This is a genomic window from Ignavibacteriota bacterium, from assembly GCA_013285405.1.
In the GTDB taxonomy this organism is placed as follows: domain Bacteria; phylum Bacteroidota; class Ignavibacteria; order Ignavibacteriales; family Ignavibacteriaceae; genus IGN2.
The window spans coordinates 999,609-1,018,239 of record CP053446.1 but is presented as its reverse complement, the minus strand read 5'-3'; the positions used below and the strand labels follow the sequence as shown (position 1 = coordinate 1,018,239).

Sequence of the window (18,631 nt, the reverse complement as noted above, 5' to 3'; positions counted from 1 at the left end):
TTAATTACAATCCGTAATAAACAGCAAAATAAAATTCCTGGTTACTATCATCAATAAAACTCAAATCTTCCTGCTGCCTTGAAATATTTGTGTGTTGATACCTAGCCCTTACAAACAGATCGTGTAAAAATTCATATCGAACTTCACCACCGAAATAGAAATAATTAGTCCTAAGTCCGGCAAGGAAAGGCGGCTGTGGTTGATGAAATTGATAGTCAACATCCTGTTCTTCTCCCTGCCTGATATATCTTGTCCACAATATTGCTTCTAGTCCCCTTAAAAATCTATAGCTTGCCGAAGCAAATATTTGATCTGCATTATCACCCATCCAGTGACCCATTAGATATGATGAACTTGTATAATTAGTAGCTGTTATGTAATGCTTGTAAACGTAAGGATAAATTTTTGTGTATTCAAGTTTCAGAGTTAGATTATTAATCGGCAAATCTGTTACTGAACCACCAAGCGTAAATCCAATTTGATTTCTTTGCTTTTCCGCATCGAATAATCCATTCAATGTAATTTCGTCGATAATGAGTGAACCATAAATATGTGTATTTGGTATATGCCCTTTTGAACTTACCGAAAAAAAGAATTGTGCATTGCTTCCTGCTGAATTACTTTGTTTGCTCAGATAGTGATCAGCAAGCCGAAAAAATGTAATGGGGATGAGATAAAGTACCTCAAGTTCATCAGAATATATAATTGATTCTCCCAGAGAAATATCCAATCCTCTTGTCGGTCGGATTGTTAAAGTATGCGAAGCGAGATATTTATTTCTGTATGAATATCTTAAATCATCATGTTCGGTATAATATAAATCCGAAGTATCAATTACATCAGAATTAAGCCAGGCATGAAAATAATTGAAGCTCAACCACTCAACAGGATTAATGTCAAGTCTCATCAACGGAAATGAAGGAGCTTTTTTTGACATAACAAGCAACCCATTATCACCATATCCCCATTCAATAAACTCTTTGCCAATAGCAAAACTTCCCCACTTCCAATTGGTTGCAAGCATCATTTTAGCTTCACTGTATTCCATTTTATCCACAGGATAATTCACAGTATTCGCATCTGTGCGAGCAATTACTCCCGTTTCCGGAGTAAAGCTTTTCTTTTTATCTAATGTAGTTCCGCTTTCGGTATTATCTCTGAAATCAAAACTGAATCCCAGCACATCATAAATGTAACCATACGTATAAACTCCATTCCAGAAATGAGTTTGTTTTGCATCTTTAACTGAGCCGATTTCCGCACCAAGAATAAGATCTGCATTTATTTTGAAACCATCACCGCCGTATGAAAACATCCTCCATCTATCAGCGGGATCAAATCCAAAGTAATCGAGATGCTCAGTTTGTTTGTTGTTGCCTTCACTCAGCCAGCGTTCGTGAAGATAATCCTTTAAAAAGAATTCCAGTTCTTCACGTTCGAGCTTCGTAAGTTGTGATGATAGTGAATCTGCTTCCAAAAGTTTATTGCTGATATAACTTCTTGGTAATGGTCTGATCAGATCATCGAATTCAATAATTCCTTTCTGACTTATCCTTCCCAAAAAATTGTAAACGTCTTCATATAAAGGTTCATAAACAACCTGAGCATATGCCATGCTTATAAAAATAAACAGCCCATATAAAAATATTTTTACAAAAAACTTCATTTGCTTTGAGTGAATTCTTTTATTTTCTGAACAACAAATTCCTGCTGATCCTTTGTAAGCTCCGGATAGATAGGAATTGCAAGAGATGTATTGCTTGCATTTTCTGCCTCAGGAAAATCTCCGGCTTTATGATTCAGGTTTGCAAAACATTCCTGCAAATGAAATGGAACCGGATAATAAATTTCATTTCCAATTTCATTTTCTGTTAAGAATTTTTTCATTTCGTCTCTGTTTTGAACTCTGATTATATACTGATTGTAAATGTGATAGTTCTTCAAACCAGAAATATTTTTATAAACGGCTTTTGGAAGAAGTACTTTATTCTTTTCATCAAATTTTATTCTGCCCGGACCTTCAGATAAACCGGCTTTAATAAAAAGTTCGTTGTAATATTCAGCATTAGCTCTTCTTTTTTCAGACCACTTATCCAGATGAGGAAGTTTTACTCTCAACACCGCTGCTTGAAGTGCATCAATCCTGAAATTTCCACCGATAACTTTATGATAATATTTTTGTTCACCGCCATGAACTCTTTTTATCCGTAGCATATAAGCAAGATCATCATTATTTGTTGTAACAAGTCCACCATCACCATAACCTCCAAGATTTTTACTGGGGAAAAAAGAGAAACAACCAATGTCACCAATTGTTCCAACACATTTTCCTCCAAAGGAGTCCATTCGGACATCTTTATATTGCGTACCAATTGCTTGTGCTGCATCTTCGATAACAATAATATTTTTCTCTTTGGCTATTTTCATTATTGCATTCATCTCAGCACTTTGTCCATACAAATGAACCGGAATTACAGCTTTAGTTTTTGACGTTATTTTTTTCTTAAAATCATCTGGATTTATATTGAATGTGACGGGATCAATATCAGTAAATACCGGTATAGCATTTAATCTTGAAACAACTCCAGCGGTTGCAAAAAATGAATAAGTTGGTACAATTACTTCATCGCCGGGTTTTATATCAATAGCCATTAATGCAAGTAGAAGTGCATCTGTTCCTGAAGAAACACCGATTGCATGTTTGCAATGGAGATATTCACAAAATTCTTTTTCCATCTTTTCAACTTCTGGTCCGAGAATAAAATGTTGTGATTCTGCAACACGAAGGATTGCATCATCAAGTTCTTTTTTAAGTGATTGATATTGGGGTTTTAAATCGAGCAAAGGTACCTTCATAGATTTCCTGATTATTTATTTTAATAAATTTTTAGTGTTGATGTTCTTCATTTGGTTGTATTACTCTTTTCATAAATAAAATCTTTTTCAATCGCTTTAAAATTTTTTGCTCTTAAATCCTTTTCGGAAACAATTGGTTGTTCTACCTTCCAATCAATATTCAAATCCTGATCATTAAAAATAATTGTTCTTTCATCGGGTTTGCTGTAATAGTTAGTGCATTTATATGAAAAGATAGCTTCTTCGGATAGAACAGAAAAGCCGTGAGCAAATCCTTGTGGAATCCAAAGCTGCAATTTTTTTTCTGAATCCAGTATCAACGAAAAATATTTGCCGAACGTTGGTGAGTTAAATCGAATATCAACGGCAACATCCAGAGCTTCACCTTCAATTACCTGGCAAAGTTTTCCCTGAGCTTTTTCCCCGACTTGATAATGAAGTCCTCTTACTGTTCCGATTTTCGATTTTGAAATATTATCCTGGACAAATTCTTCGGGTAATCCAATTTCTTTATAACGATTTTTGCTGAAGGATTCAAAAAAATATCCGCGGTCATCTTTAAAAACATCCGGCTCAATAATTAAAATGCCGGGAATATCTGTCCTGGTAATTTTCAATTAATTCTCTGCTAAAACTTTTTCAAGATATTCTTTGTAAAGCGAATTCGGTATTTCACCAATCAATTTTCCAAATTGTTTCTTATCAATGAAGCCGCGATGAAATGCAATCTCCTCAATACAGGCAACTTTTAATCCCTGTCTGTCCTCAATTACTCCAAAGAAGTTTGAAGCAGCAAGCAAAGCTTCAGGCGTTCCGGTATCGAGCCACGCAACACCTCTTCCAATTTTTTCAACACGAAGTTCACCCAATTCTAAATACGCTTTATTAACATCTGTGATTTCTAATTCGCCTCTTGCTGAAGGTTTTAAATTTTTAGAAATATCAATTACACGATTATCATAAATATATAATCCCGGAACAGCGTAATGAGATTTTGGCTTTGAAGGTTTTTCTTCGATCGATAATACTTTTCCGTTTTGGTCAAAATCTACAATTCCATATCTCTCCGGATCGTTTACTTTATAACCGAATACCGTTGCACCTTTTTCAGATTGAAGTGCTTTGTAGAAAAACTCAAGCTTTCCATAAAAAATATTGTCACCAAGAATTAAACAAGACATATCATTGCCAATAAATTTTTCGCCGAGAATAAATGCTTGTGCAATTCCTTTTGGTTCCGGCTGAATAACGTATTCGAATTTCATCCCGATATTTGATCCATCACCAAAAAGCTGTTGATACAATGGAATTGTTTCTTTGTTAGAAATGATAAGAACATCTTTTATTCCACCAAGCATTAATATTGAAAGCGGATAATAAATAAGCGGCTTATCATAAATCAGTGCAAGCTGCTTGCTGTAAACTTTTGTAATTGGATAAAGTCGCGAACCCGAACCACCGGCAAGAATTATTCCTTTTATATTTTTTTTCATTCTATGATTCTATTTCTAAAAAAGTAATGACAAATATAAAAAGAATAGATGTACAATATCGATTTACTTTAAAGCAGCGTTCCACTTAAGAAAAAAAGTGCAAATGTGAAATAAATAATCAATCCTGTTACATCTACGAGAGTAGCAACAAAAGGTGCGGATGATGTGGCTGGATCTAAGCCAAATCTTTTCAAAATAAACGGAAGCATTGAACCGGAAATTGTTCCCCAAAGCACTACACCAATAAGTGAGAAACCAACTGTGAACGCAATCAGCATCCAGTGATTACCATAAATATTTGAGAATGATGCCCAAATAAAAATTCTGAGGAAACCAATTATTCCTAAAACCAATCCAAGAGTTAATCCTGATAAAATTTCTCTTCTCATAATATACCACCAATCTTTCAGCGTAACTTCACCCAAAGCGATTGCTCGGATAACAAGTGTTGCTGCCTGAGAACCAGAGTTACCACCTGAAGATATTATTAGCGGAACAAAAAGTGCAAGCACAACTGCTTTTGCAATTTCATCTTCAAAAAATCCCATAGCAGATGCGGTCAGCATTTCACCGATAAATAAAACCGTCAGCCAGCCAACTCTTTTTTTAATCATAGAAAAAAATGGCATTGTTGAGTACGGTTCTTCTAATGCCTCAACACCGCCAAGTTTCTGAATATCTTCAGTGGCTTCTTCTTCTGCAACATCAAGTACGTCATCAACTGTAACAATACCAATGAGTATCCCATAGTTATCAACAACCGGAAGTGCAACTCGATCGTATTTTTTAAAAACTTCAACGGCAGTTTCCTGGTCATCGTGAACATTCAATGCGGAGAAATTCTCTTCCATCAAATCACTTATTTTTTTATCGAGAGGAGAGAGAATAATTTCTCTTATTCTGATGTCATCAACAAGTTTTCCTTTTTCATCGACTACATAAATAACATTTAAAGTTTCTTTGTCTTCACCATTTTTACGAATATAGTCCAGAGTTTCAGCAACAGTCCAATCGCGTCTTACAGCAACATAATCGGGTGTCATTAATCTGCCGACGCTATTTTCAGGATATCCTAACAACGTCTGTGCAATTTTTCTTTCTTCAGCAGAAAGTAATTGAATCAGTCTTTTGGCAGAAGTACCAGGCAAATCTTCGAGCAAAGCTGTTCTGTCGTCGGGAGACATATCGTTGAGTATAGCGGCAACTTCCTCGTTACCCATTGCTTTGAGAAGTTCTTCCTGTGTGTCAAACTCCAGATGTTCAAAAGTATCGGTTGCAATATCAACAGGAAGAATCCGGAAAACTATCACTTTGTCTTGTTCAGGAAGATCAACTATCAGGTCGGCAATGTCAGCAGGTGACCAATCAGTAAGGATTTCCTTTAGTATATTTAATTTTCTCTCAGCAATAAGAGATTCGATTTCAGGCATTAGTAATTTGCTGAGCATGGGAAATTCCTCCCGATTGATTTATGATATGGTGATTACATTCTACAAAAAAATAGATTTAATTTGTGACAAAAATATGCTGTTAATAATGTAAAATCAATCCGAAGATTCACGAAAAATCTTCAAGTGCTATTGAGTAAATTTGTATTGAATTTTTAAGACGATATGAATCTAATAGTTGACGAAAATATTGCATTTGCTAATGAAGCGTTTTCCGGTTTTGGTAAATTGGAACTTGTTGATGGACGGTCAATTACAAACAGTACTGTTGATGATGCTGATATTTTAATTGTTCGCTCGGTTACCAAGGTAGATAGAAAATTATTAGCAGGAAGTAAAGTTCAGTTTGTTGGAACTGCAACTATCGGAACTGATCATATTGATATTGAATATCTGAAAAAAAGAAATCTTGGATTCGCAGATGCAAAAGGCTGTAATGCAGATTCAGTTGCCGAATATGTTTTTACTGCTTTGTTAAAAGCTGCATCAGAAAATAATATTACGCTAAGAGAAAAAACAATTGGCGTTGTTGGAGTTGGAAATATCGGAAGCCGCATTGTTAGAATTGCAGAATCTTTCGGAATGAATGTTCTTAAAAACGATCCTCCTCTCGAACGAGCTGGCATCGGAAAAAATTATGCTGCTCTTGATGAAATTCTGAAAGCAGATATTATTACTCTTCACATTCCGCTTTCATTTGAAGGAGTTGACAAAACATACCATCTACTTAATGAAAACAATTTACATCTGATAAAAGAAAATGCAATAATTATTAATACTTCAAGAGGTCCTGTAATTGATAACAACGTACTTCTCGAAGAAACCAACAAAAAAAATTTTTCATTGATACTTGACGTTTGGGAAGAAGAGCCTCATGTCAACCCCGGCTTACTCAGCAAAGCTAAGATCGCAAGTGCACACATTGCGGGTTATTCGTTTGAGGGAAAAGTTAACGGAACAAAAATGATTTATGATTCATTGTGCCATCATTTAAAAATAAAACCTGATTGGATACCAAAATTTCCAGCAATTGATAAGCCTGAATTAACGCTGTCTGCAGGAACATCTGATGAAATAATATTATACAAGCTTTTTAATTCAATTTACGATATTGAAGAAGACGATCGCAGATTACGGGAAATATTAAATTATAAAGCGGATCAACAGCCAGCTTTCTTTGACAGGTTAAGAAAAACTTATCCGATGAGAAGAGAGTTTACCAATTATACTATTTTACTTTCAGAACAATACAAATATCTGATACCATTTCTTGAATCTATCCACTTCAAAATAAAACTGATTTAGTCTTTATTATCCAGTTTAAATTCAATCGGTATTTCCATTTGGACTTTTACCTTTTGTCCTTTAATTAATCCGGGCTTAAATCGATGATAAAGAATTGCAAATCTCGCAGCTTCATCACAGCCATAACCAATACCTTCAACAACTTTTGCATCAAGGACTTCACCATCACGATCAATAAAAGCTAAAATCCTTACTACTCCCTCAATGTCATTGTCTTTAGCATCCTCCGGATAGCCGATTTTTTTATAGATTGCTTCCATTCCGCCATAAGGTTCCGGCATTACCTCAACTGATTTATAAAATATTGTATCCTTCTCATAATTTTTTTCAGCTTCAACTTCAGGAGGAACAAAATCGTTGTTGTCTTGTTTTTTCTTATTCTGAGTATCTTGTGTTTTTAATACAGTAACTTCCCCGGATTTCATCTTTTCATTTTTAACACCTGTATCTAACACTATCTTATCAACTTTCAAAATTCCTTCTTCGTAATAATTATCTCTTAAGTATTTTCCAGTACTGTCAAACAGTGAAGTTGGTCCTTCTCTTTTTCCATTTTCGATTGTGAACATTTCTATTAAAACTCCATTTTCGTTGTATCTTCGTACGAGTCCTTCAACGCGGCCATTTACATACGAAAGTGCTTCCTTTATATTTCCGTTTTCCCAATAGAAAGTGGCATCACCATCACGCACATTATCTCGTAGATGAACAATTGATTCAATCTTACCGTTATTGTGATAAGAAATGAGTGAGTCGATTTGCGCATCAACATTAATAGCAATCAGCAAAAATGAAATGAATATTAACCTGAGCATTGATTCCGTTTATTATTTTTTATTTGAAAAGATACAATTTAATCGTGAGTTAAAAGAGGCATTAACACAGCAACAATAAAAATCAAAATTGATATCCCAAAGAAAATGTAACCGACCAGATAATCGTGTTCGAGTAAACCAACTTCTCCGAGAAGATAATGCCAGTCGTGATAAACTTTGTTGCCCCCAAGTAACGGAAGTTTTCTGGCTTGTGCATCCGCAGCATAGACGCTGATGTTAATAAAGTTCTGCCCAAGCCACAATAAACCAAATTGTACTCCCGTCCTGTAATTATTTCTTAAAAAATAAACTGCAATAATCGATGGGAGAATAATCTGCATTAAAGTACCGCCAAGCGTGTAAATATATTTGCCAAATAAGCTAAAGAAAAAGTGACCGGCTTCATGGATTACCAGATCAATGTTATCAAGTAAACTGAAATCACCCCGATTCAAAACCCAGTAAAATGATATTGGCAATATTATAAGAGACGGAATCCATCTCTTCAAGTGGTCCGTTTTTGTATAAGATTTTGCTTTGTTTAAGCTTTGTTTAGATGTTTCTAAATTTTCTTTATCTGTTAGCATTGTATATGATGAAATCGCTCATTAACTTCGCAACCAAATTTAACTAAACAAACCTCATTCAAACTAATCTAAGGAGAAAATAATGTTGAAAACATTTCAACTTTCACTTATACTTATCTTTATTTTTTCAATCATCGTAATCGGACAGCAGATAAAAACACCGCGCCCGAGTCCTGATGCAACTGTGACACAAATGGTTGGCATTACTGAAGTCAGTATTGATTATAGTTCACCGGGAGTTAAAGGAAGAAAAATATTTGGAGAACTTGTACCTTTCGGTGAAGTGTGGAGAACTGGGGCAAATGAAGTTACTTCAATTACTTTCAGTAATCCTGTAAAAGTAAACGGCAATGATTTGCCAGCCGGTACATACGGAATTCATATTATACCCGGAGAAAGCGAGTGGGAAATTATATTCAGTAAAGACACAAAAGTTGATGGCAGCTCAACTTACGATCCAGCAAAAGATGCTCTGCGAATAAAAGTAAAACCTGAAGATCATGCATTTATGGAGAGGATGACTTTCTTGTTTACAGATGTTACAGATAATTCAGCTAACGTAAATCTTGCGTGGGATAAATTAATAGTTCCCTTCAAAATCGAAACTGACACACAGGAATTATTCCTCAGTAATGCAAGAGAACAACTTAGCTGGTCACCTACGTTTCAGGCTGCTCAATATTGTCTGACTTCAAATTCAAATCTTGAAGAAGCTTTAAAATGGGCAGAAGCTTCGTGTTTGATAAACGAAGTATATTGGAATACCAGGGTTAAAGCTCAGCTTCAGAATAAACTTGGTATGAAGGATGAAGCAATTATCACGATGGAAAAAGCTATTGATCTTGGCAATAAAATGGAAGAAGCTCCATTTGATTTTGATAATATGAAAAAGATGTTAGAGGATTGGAAGAAGTAGTTTCGTATATGTCGTTCTGAAAGAGCAAAGCAACTGAAGAATCTCGCTAACCTGAGATTCTTCGCTTTGCTCAGAATGACAATTTTAACATTAACCGTGAAAAACTTTTCTTTTATTCAGGCTTGCTCTGCATTCATCCGAACAACAATAATCATTTACGACTTTGCATTCGTGACAGCTCACAATTATTTTATCACAATCCACATTATGGCAATTGATATAATATGATGTTGGTTTACCGCAAAAGTAACATTGAGCGATGTGTTTTAATTCTTCTTTTGAATTTGGATTAACAACTCTTCGTTCATCAAAAACGAACATTCCACCTTCCCAATAAGTGTCAGGAAATTTTTTAATAAAATTTATAATCCCGCCATCAAGCTGGTAAACATCTTTAAATCCGTTTTCAACCAAATAAGCAGACGCTTTCTCACAACGAATTCCACCGGTGCAATACGTAACAACTGTTTTATCTTTAAGATTCCTGAGATCTTCATTGACTACTTTTTTCCATTCACGAAAATTTTTCATCGGAGGAGTAATAGCGTTTTTAAATTTACCGATTTTGCTTTCATACCAGTTACGAGTATCAACGAGTACAAATTCTTTTCCTTCTTTATACAATCGAAGTAGTTCCGCGGGAGAAAGTCTTTTCCCTCCGTGCTCAATTGAAACACTCTCAAGATCACCGTTCACTATTTCATTTTTTAACCTCACGTGAATTTTTTTGAAAGCATGTTCATCGGCTTCATCTTCTTTAAACCAAATATCAGCAAACTCAGGATAGCTTGCTATTTGTATTTTGTATTTCTCAATATTTTCAACTGTCCCGGAAACTGTTCCATTCACACCTTCATTTGCAAAAAAGATTCTTCCTTTAATATCATTTTGAATACACCAATTTAAATGCTCATTCACAATTACCGCGGGATGCTGAACAAACACATATTTATAGAAAAGAAGTATTCTGTAACTCTTCATTCTGCCTTTTCTCCCTGTGCTTTTGTATTTCTGATTTGATTATCTGACATTTCCGGCATTTCATTTTTACTCAATTATAATTTTTATCACAAAGATAATGAGAGTGAAATCACAAATTAAATCAGAAAGTGAAGCATTATTTAATAGTGCTTGCTTAAATTACAGGTAAGATTTATGAGGAGATATTTTGTGGAAAGGAATATTAAACTTCGTCAAGCATAAGGTTTTTATCCTTTGCAGTAACCCTAATTAGTATTTTTTCAAAGACTACAGAAAATTCAGAACCTTTATTCTTTTCACTTTTAACAGAAATCTGCCCTTTGTTAAGAGTCACATATTCTTTAACTAATGCAAGACCTAATCCATTGCCTTCATACTTTCTGGTTTGCCCGGCATCTTCCTGTGAAAAAGGTGTAAAAAGATTCTTCTGATATTTTTCAGACATTCCGATACCGGTATCTGCTACTCTTATTATAATTTTATTGTCTTCAAAATCTTCAATCGAAACAGTGATTTTACCCTTCTGGGTGTATTTTATTGCATTACCAATTAAATTCTGAAAAACCTGACCAATTGTATATCTGTCAGCAGAAATATCAGAACTTTTACATTTATTATTGAAATAAATTTCTAAACCTTTGTCCTTACAGATGGTCGTAAACTCCTGAGTAAGATTATTAATATCTTCTGCGAGATTAATCTTTTCAAACTTTGCTTTATAATTTCCACTTTGAACAGCAGACATCGAAAGGATCATATCAATAGTCCTGTATAATCTCTTTCCTGCATTATCAACTGCATGAAGAATAGAAACCATTTCTTTATCTTTCTCGCCAATCTCATCCGCTAAAATCGGGATTGATGGAAGGATAACATTGAGAGGTGTTCTGATTTCATGGGACATTTGCGCCAGAAATGCGCTCTTCAGTCTGTCAGATTCTTTTGCCTGTTCTAAAGCTAGTTCAAGTTCTCCCTGAACTCGTTTAATTTCGGAAATATCAAGCACCTGAAGAAGTGTATTAATTGGTTTACCTTCTTCATCCCGGATTTTAATTGATTTCAACAACGTAAATAATTTGCGTCCACTTCTTTTAGTAAGTTTAGCTTCAAGGTCCAGACTTTCACTCTCCATTATTTTGTGATATGTAGATTTTAAATTACCCATTGAAGAATCATCAAAAAAGTTTTTGATATGAAGTCTTGTAACTTCAAACTCATCATAGCCAACAGTGTTGCAGAATGCCTTATTAGATTTTAAAACCTTCCCTTCATTCGAAACAATTAACATACCTATCGGTGCACTCTCAAACAGAATTTTGAACATTTCTTCTGTTTTCTTTAAGAATATTTCTGCTTTCTTTCTATGACTGATTTCAACATCAAGCTCATAAATTTTTTCCCTGAACAGGCTTTTCAGCTTCTCATTTAAATTTTCTACTTCATTAGATGATTTATCCAATTCATTTAAAATATTATAAATTCTTCCGGCAAGTATTCCAATCTCATCATTTTTAAAATTGCTTAGCAGAAGTTTTTGTTCCTGAATGTCTGATTTACTAAGTGCAGAAATAAGTTTTGTAATTGGGCGGAATGATATTGAACTCAGGAAGTATGTGAAAATCATGCCCGCTAATAAAATTGTTAAACTGAAAAGTGCAGTTAAAAGTGTTTTACTTCTAAGTTCACTAGCGATTTTTCTTGCATTAAAACCAAGGTATACTTTTCCTATTCGCATTTCATCATGACGAATAGGTATAACAATTTTATAGATTGATTCATCAAAAGAGATATAATCCCGTTTGTCGGCTGAGACATAGAGATAATATTCAGCTAAATCCAGATTTACGGCATCAACTAGTTCTCCTTTCTGGTTTTCAATGACCAGATAATTGATTTCATTTAATGCCATCAACTGAATAATTTCAGTTTTATCGGTAACTATTTTTGAGTCAAAATAATCAGGATTTTGTTCAATGAATTTAGTTATCACTTCTGCTTTGAACATAAATTTATCAAGTACTTCTTCTTCAAACTTCTGGCTGAAGTAGAAATAAATGAAAGCAGCAACAATTATGAAGAAGACAGCAAACTGAATTGTTAGGCTAAGCTGAAGTTTTGGTGGTTTATGAATCATATTACTATAGGTTGTTCTCCCAATCTTTTCTCAAAGTAGCGACAATATTCCTGCCGAAAAATCTGACGAAAAAATAAAGTAATCATAAAAAAACCTGTTCAAACATGGAAAAAGTGGATTTTTTGGAAATATCATAAGTCAGTTTTACAGAAAACCATTCGGAGATATTTCCTAAAATAAGATCAGACGTCAATTTTGCGGGTGACAAAAGATCGATTAATGTTAAAATATTTGATAAAATTTAGCTCGTTCTGTTAAAGTCAAACTGAGCGACAATAAACTAAATTCTGGCTATATGAATCTTTTTTATCAAATTCATACCTGCTTTGCAAGTTGATAGAAGTTTTTAAAGTTCCTCCGGAAGGTTTACCCCAGATAAAAATTTTTTTGATGAAAGGTTGACTTTTTCAAATTAATTTTCAAAGTTGTAATCAGGATAGTCAACTATCTGAACAACAATCAAATTTCAAGGAGGACGCTTTATGAAACAACTTTTCATTTTATTCACCCTGCTAATATATTTCTGCTGCCCTGTACCCGCACAAGAAATCGCCAACGATTCTGAGGAAACTTTACTTGAACAGGCAATAGCGCATGATGCTGAACTGTTTCCGTCGAAGTACCAGGTAAAAATTTCAGATGGAGTTTTTGATGTAACTCACCCACTCTTCATAGGTGTTGATGACGTTACTGTCTCATCATATGTTGGTGATGTCACAACTAATAATTGGCTGTCGGCTTTTAATGGAACACAAGTTTGGGGCGCTGCATTTGATATTAACAACAATAAAATATATTTCAATAGCGGTGCAACTTTGTATGAATGGTCTGTTGGAGGTACAGCTACTTTGCTTGGTACAATAACAGACACAGCCGGTGCAAATCAATCGTTAGTTGGTCTTGCTTTTTACAATGGTGAGTTATATGGTATGAAGAATGTAGCTAATGAAGCAATTTATAAGATCAATACTTCAACGTTTGTTGCAACTGTTTTTATTGACTACGCAGATGCTGATTTCGATCTCGGAGGTTTGGCAATTGATCCGAATAATGGAAATATTTATGCAACTAATGACGACACAACACCATTTGGTTCAGGTTTGTTTCGAATTAATAATGACGGTACCGGAACATTTATCACAGCTTATCCATCCGGTCAAACAGATATTGATGGTTTAGCTGTCAGTAATAATAGTATCGCCTATTTAATAATAGACGAACCGGGAAGTATTTATGTTTATGATCTTGTTGCTAATGCCTATGGTACACCACTGACTAATCCGTGGACTACATCTGAAGTTTTCAGTGGAGGTACTTGGATATACGAAACAGGTGGCGGTGGCTTTGGTTTGCCTGAAGTACTTTATTATTTATTTGATGAAGCTGGTTCATCCACAACACAAAATTTTGCAGTTCCTGGAAGTGGTTCCCAATTTGCAGATGTTCTTGGAGGTTTGACTATGGGTCCAACAGGTCAATTTGATGATGGATTAATTGGTTCCGGTGGTTCATCTTCAACTGATTACGTAAATTCAGGCTGGATACCTGATCTCGGTACGAGCAGCTGGACAATTAGTATGTATCTTAACAATCTCCCGGCTGGAAGTGCACTGAATTATCTTTTCGGTGGTACCGTTGCTGTGGGCTGGCGCTGCTTCTATTCCGGTGCGGCTGGTCAATATGGTGTGTTGATGAGACTCACAGGAATTGGTGGATCAGATATAACTGTTCCAGGTGTTGGCCCTGGTCCTTCAGTTTTAACTTTTGTTTATGATTCATCGGTACCAACAGTTTATGCGTACATAAATGGTGCCCTGACTGTTACACAACCACAAGCTGGAGCGCTGAATATGACAGGTACTGATAATTTTAAAGTCGGTGCATACGGTTCTTCCACAGGAATGCCTGCAGGATCTATTATGGATGAATTCAGATTTTACAATCGTGCACTCGATGCAACAGAAGTTGCTGCAACCTGGAATATTTCGATTGTTCCGGTTGAGCTGACATCATTCACTGCTTCAGTTATTGGTGCTGATGTAAAGCTGCTCTGGCAAACTGCAACTGAACTCAATAACAGCGGTTTCAGTGTTGAGAGAAAAATCGGTAACTCAGAGTTTGTGGAAGTTGCTTTCGTTCCCGGCTTCGGTACTACTTCTGAACCAAAGTCATATTCATTCACTGATCAGAATCTTCGCTCAGATCATTATACTTACAGACTGAAGCAGATCGATTTTGATGGAACATTCACTTACTCAAATGAAGTTGCTGTTGATGTCGTTGCTCCTGTTTCTTTCAGCCTTGATCAAAACTATCCGAACCCATTCAACCCAAGTACAAAGATTACGTTCTCACTGGCTGTTGATTCAAAAGTCAGTCTGAAGGTATTCGATGTTCTTGGTCAGCAAGTAATTTCATTGATTGATCAGGATCTATCACAAGGAGTTCATACTTATGACTTTAATGCTGCCGGTATCAATAGTGGAGTTTATTTCTATAAGATTGAAGCTACTGGTGTTAACGGAAGCGAATATACTGATGTCAAGAAGATGATTTTATTGAAATAAGACTTGTAAAAACGTTCATTTTAACCTCTGCTATTGTGTGTTAGCAGAGGTTTTTTATTGTTCATAATGTTCAGCCACAAGTATAATTATTTAAAACGGAGACTTTTCTTTAATTATTTTTTTCTTATTTTCTGGAATGCAAATTCATTAAACGAAGAACTTTTATTGAAATATTTGTGTTAAAGATAAACTTAATATTCGGTTAATATGTTATTCGGAAAGAACAATACGATAATATCGGAATTCAGCCGAATTCATTTTTTAATTTGTTTTGTTATACTCAGTACTGTTAATGAACAAATTTTTTCTCAATCAATTCCGTTCGGGCAGTTAACTGCAAAACAGGGATTATCAAACAGTTTTGTTAATTGTCTGCTGCAAGATCACTACGGGTTTATCTGGTTTGGAACTGACGATGGTCTGAACAGATTTGATGGATATGAAATAAAAGTCTATCGAAATAATCCTGATGCTAAATCTTCGATATCGGAAAATATTATCTGGGCTATGTATGAAGACCGTTCCGGTTATTTGTGGATTGGAACAAAAAGCGGTGGTCTCAACAAATACGATCCACGTAATGATAGCTTTGAACACTTCAAATTAGATTCAACTTCAACAGATGAAATCAATATTACCTGTATTTATGAGGATAGCAAAAATAACCTTTGGATTGGTTCTTATAAGCATGGGCTTTTCAGATTCAATCCATCAAAAAATAAATTTGATCATTGGCAAAACACAACCGAAAACTTAAATCTGCTTTCAGATAATTTCATCACTTCAATCCTTGAGGATAATAACTCCGGTCTCTGGATTTCAACTTACAGCGGATTAACTAAATATACTCCTGACCAGGTTGAACAACCTTTTAAAAAAGTTTTACCAGATTTAAATATTCCGGTTTGGAGTCTTTCGAAATCAACCTTTTCTGAAAATTCATTTTGGATGGGAACACTAAACGGTTTACTAAAATTTAATTTTATTAATGAAGAGTTTGTCTCGGTTCCTTTACCAATTAATTCAGATTTGCAATTTGCCAATAGTGTAAGCTCCGTTGCGGAAGAAATTTATTCTGATGAAAAAATATTGTGGATAGGTACGTTTGGAGGGCTTGTCAGATTAAATTTAATAACGGGTTACAGCGAGAGATTTACTCAGAGTAAAAAAGCAAATTTTGAATTTTTAAGCAATCAGGTTCAGGATATGCTTATAGACAAATCAGGAGTTGTCTGGTTTGCAACTGAAAATGGTGTGAACATCTACTCACCAAAAAATTCCAAGTTCAATTCAACTGTTTCCATCGGGCAGACACCGGCTATTTCTCCTGAGTTGTTTAACAAAAGTGTTCGTGCAATCACTCAAACAAAAGACGGTACAATATGGTTCGGAACGGATGCAGGATTGTTTGAAATTAAAAATAATGCGGGTAATCAAACAAGCATTTGGAATTCAGAACTTCAATCGCTGAATATCTGGTCATTATCTGCCGGAAGTTCTGGTAATATCTGGATAGGCACCTACGGTCAGGGATTAAAAGAACTTGATTTAAAAACGAATAATATTATCTCGCCAAAAATTGATAATCCAACCTTCAATCTTTCAGCCTTTAATTATATAAAAACTATTATACAGGATGTTGATGGTAAACTCTGGATGGGATTCTGGGGAGCTGGATTAGCAAAACTAAATCCTGTTAACGGCAAAGTTGATCACTGGAGGAATGAACCTGAAAATCCCACAAGTCTGAGTTTTAATGATGTCTGGTCACTTTATATGGATAGAAAAGGAAGACTCTGGATCGGAACAAATGGCGGCGGATTAGATTTATTCAACGAAGATACGTCCGCCATTTTTTATAATTGGAATTCGAACAACAAAGAAGGCAAAAAACTCAGCAGCGATAACATCTATACAATACGCGAATCTGTTAAAGCGAAAAACTTGCAGAACCAAACTGTTTTGTGGATAGGAACAGCAAACGGTTTAAATAAATTTTTAATAAAGAATGATTCGGGATCAAGAAACGGTTCTCAACTGGATGTTGAAATAAAATATTTTACAGTCGAGAATGGTCTATCTGATAACGCAATTGAAAGTATAATCGAAGATGATGATGGAAATCTGTGGATTGGAACAGGCGCCGGTATTTCTTTTTTCAATACGGAAGGAGAGACATTTATTAATTTCAGTGCTTCAGATGGATTAATCGGGAGCTCATTTAATTCAAGCGCGGGATTAAAAACAAGCAATGGTTTAATCTACTTCGGATGTACAACCGGACTAAATTATTTCAATCCAAAAAATATTAAACAATCAACTTTTTCTCCTGCTGTAATTATAACAGATTTTCAATTATTCAATCAGCCGTCAGACACAAACAACAATTCAAATTTACCTTCAAACATTTTCACAGAAAAAGAAATTACTCTTTCGTATTACCAGAATGATTTTTCTTTTCAATTTGCGTCGTTCGATTATAATGCACCTGAAAAAAATCAATACGCTTATATGCTGGTTGGATTTGACAAGAGTTGGATTTTTTGCGGCACAAGACGATTTGTTACTTACACAAATTTAGATCCAGGAGAATATACTTTTCGCGTAAAAGCAACTAACAGTGATGGTGTATGGAATGAAAAGGGAACACAGATTTCAATAATAATTACTCCGCCATTCTGGAAAACCTGGTGGGCTTATTCTATTTATGCTATTGCTTTTGTTGGTTGTTTGCTTTTAATCAGATCAGCAGAAACCAGAAGAAGAAAAAAGAAAGAAGAAGAAAGATTAAGAAGATTGAAAGAAGCGGCGTTGCTGCGTGAAGCTGAATTAAAAGCAAAAAATATTGAGCAGGAAAAAGAAATTGAGAAGCAAAAAATAAGAAACAGAATTGCTCAGGATCTTCACGATGAAATAGGAAGCAACCTTAGCAGTATTTCGCTTATGAGCGAGTTAATTCAGAAAGATGAGAAGATAAATGAAGAAGCAGCGGAAAAAATAAAACGCATTCGTAAAGTGGCGAAAGGTTCAACTCAGGCAATACGTGATATTGTGTGGCTCACAAATCCGTCTTCAGATAGTTTAAAAGATCTTATTTCAAAAATGAAGCAAGTAGCAGATGACTTGCTGATAAAATATATTACGAGTATTGACTATCCAAAAGATGTTCCGGAAATAAATCTCCTCCCTGAAACCAAGCGAAATCTTTTTCTTATTTATAAAGAATCGTTGAATAATATTGTTAAACACTCCGGAGCAAAACGGGTTGATATCAGATTCAACCTGGATATTAATAAACTATTTCTTTCCATAAAGGATGATGGCAAAGGGTTTGACATATCATCAGAATCCGGCGGTAATGGTTTAAAAAATATTAAATCACGGGCAAATGAAATTGATGCAGAATTAAACTTTGAAAGCCAGATTGGCAAAGGGACACTTCTTGAATTAAATATTAATATCACGCACTTGCGTGATTGAAATCCGGCTACTTCCGCTTTATCTTGAAAAAGTATAAAATAAATAATTA

General features: G+C 34.9%; 13 protein-coding genes. 4 read left to right on the top strand and 9 right to left on the bottom strand.

Annotation, left to right across the window (positions count from 1 at the left end; all coding sequences use genetic code 11):
* Nucleotides 1–4 precede the first annotated feature (4 nt).
* The 5 genes from HND39_04345 to mgtE form a co-directional block, all read right to left on the bottom strand.
* The gene (locus HND39_04345; protein ID QKJ95568.1) at nt 5–1,666 is read right to left on the bottom strand and encodes a hypothetical protein; all 1,662 of its coding nucleotides are present in this window, start codon (nt 1,664–1,666) and stop codon (nt 5–7) included.
* Entirely contained in the window at nt 1,663–2,856 is a 1,194-nt protein-coding gene (locus HND39_04340; GenBank protein QKJ95567.1) for a DegT/DnrJ/EryC1/StrS family aminotransferase, read from the bottom strand. Before HND39_04340 ends, HND39_04345 begins: the two co-directional genes overlap by 4 nt.
* Nucleotides 2,857–2,903: 47 nt before the next feature.
* Nucleotides 2,904–3,473: a dTDP-4-dehydrorhamnose 3,5-epimerase gene (gene rfbC / locus HND39_04335; protein QKJ95566.1), complete on the bottom strand. Its 570-nt coding sequence runs from the start codon at nt 3,471–3,473 to the stop codon at nt 2,904–2,906.
* Entirely contained in the window at nt 3,474–4,349 is an 876-nt protein-coding gene (rfbA, locus tag HND39_04330; protein QKJ95565.1) for a glucose-1-phosphate thymidylyltransferase RfbA, read from the bottom strand. It abuts the gene before it with no gap.
* Nucleotides 4,350–4,417: 68 nt separating this feature from the next.
* Nucleotides 4,418–5,797, bottom strand: a complete 1,380-nt coding sequence (mgtE, locus tag HND39_04325) for a magnesium transporter (protein QKJ95564.1) — start codon at nt 5,795–5,797, stop codon at nt 4,418–4,420.
* 165 nt (nt 5,798–5,962) lie between these two features.
* Here mgtE and HND39_04320 point away from each other — a divergent pair, with 165 nt between their 5' ends.
* The gene (locus tag HND39_04320) at nt 5,963–7,102 is read left to right on the top strand and encodes a 4-phosphoerythronate dehydrogenase (protein QKJ95563.1); all 1,140 of its coding nucleotides are present in this window, start codon (nt 5,963–5,965) and stop codon (nt 7,100–7,102) included.
* Here the strand turns inward: HND39_04320 and HND39_04315 are convergent.
* Both HND39_04315 and HND39_04310 read right to left on the bottom strand, forming a co-directional pair.
* Nucleotides 7,099–7,917, bottom strand: a complete 819-nt coding sequence (locus HND39_04315) for a TonB family protein (protein QKJ95562.1) — start codon at nt 7,915–7,917, stop codon at nt 7,099–7,101. The two genes, HND39_04320 and HND39_04315, sit on opposite strands and share 4 nt — an antisense overlap.
* A 38-nt stretch (nt 7,918–7,955) precedes the next feature.
* Complete coding sequence (locus tag HND39_04310; GenBank protein QKJ95561.1) at nt 7,956–8,504, bottom strand: hypothetical protein; 549 nt, start codon at nt 8,502–8,504, stop codon at nt 7,956–7,958.
* Nucleotides 8,505–8,586: 82 nt separating this feature from the next.
* Here HND39_04310 and HND39_04305 point away from each other — a divergent pair, with 82 nt between their 5' ends.
* Nucleotides 8,587–9,420: a DUF2911 domain-containing protein gene (locus HND39_04305; protein ID QKJ95560.1), complete on the top strand. Its 834-nt coding sequence runs from the start codon at nt 8,587–8,589 to the stop codon at nt 9,418–9,420.
* 90 nt (nt 9,421–9,510) lie between these two features.
* Here the strand turns inward: HND39_04305 and HND39_04300 are convergent, their stop codons facing one another.
* Complete coding sequence (locus HND39_04300) at nt 9,511–10,401, bottom strand: rhodanese-related sulfurtransferase (protein QKJ95559.1); 891 nt, start codon at nt 10,399–10,401, stop codon at nt 9,511–9,513.
* Between the two features lie 202 nt (nt 10,402–10,603).
* Nucleotides 10,604–12,535, bottom strand: coding sequence for a PAS domain S-box protein (locus HND39_04295; protein QKJ95558.1), 1,932 nt, complete (start codon nt 12,533–12,535; stop codon nt 10,604–10,606).
* A gap of 482 nt (nt 12,536–13,017) precedes the next feature.
* Between HND39_04295 and HND39_04290 the strand changes: the two genes are divergently transcribed.
* Both HND39_04290 and HND39_04285 read left to right on the top strand, forming a co-directional pair.
* Entirely contained in the window at nt 13,018–15,102 is a 2,085-nt protein-coding gene (locus HND39_04290; protein QKJ95557.1) for a T9SS type A sorting domain-containing protein, read from the top strand.
* Between the two features lie 207 nt (nt 15,103–15,309).
* Nucleotides 15,310–18,582: a hypothetical protein gene (locus HND39_04285; GenBank protein QKJ95556.1), complete on the top strand. Its 3,273-nt coding sequence runs from the start codon at nt 15,310–15,312 to the stop codon at nt 18,580–18,582.
* Nucleotides 18,583–18,631 lie beyond the last annotated feature (49 nt).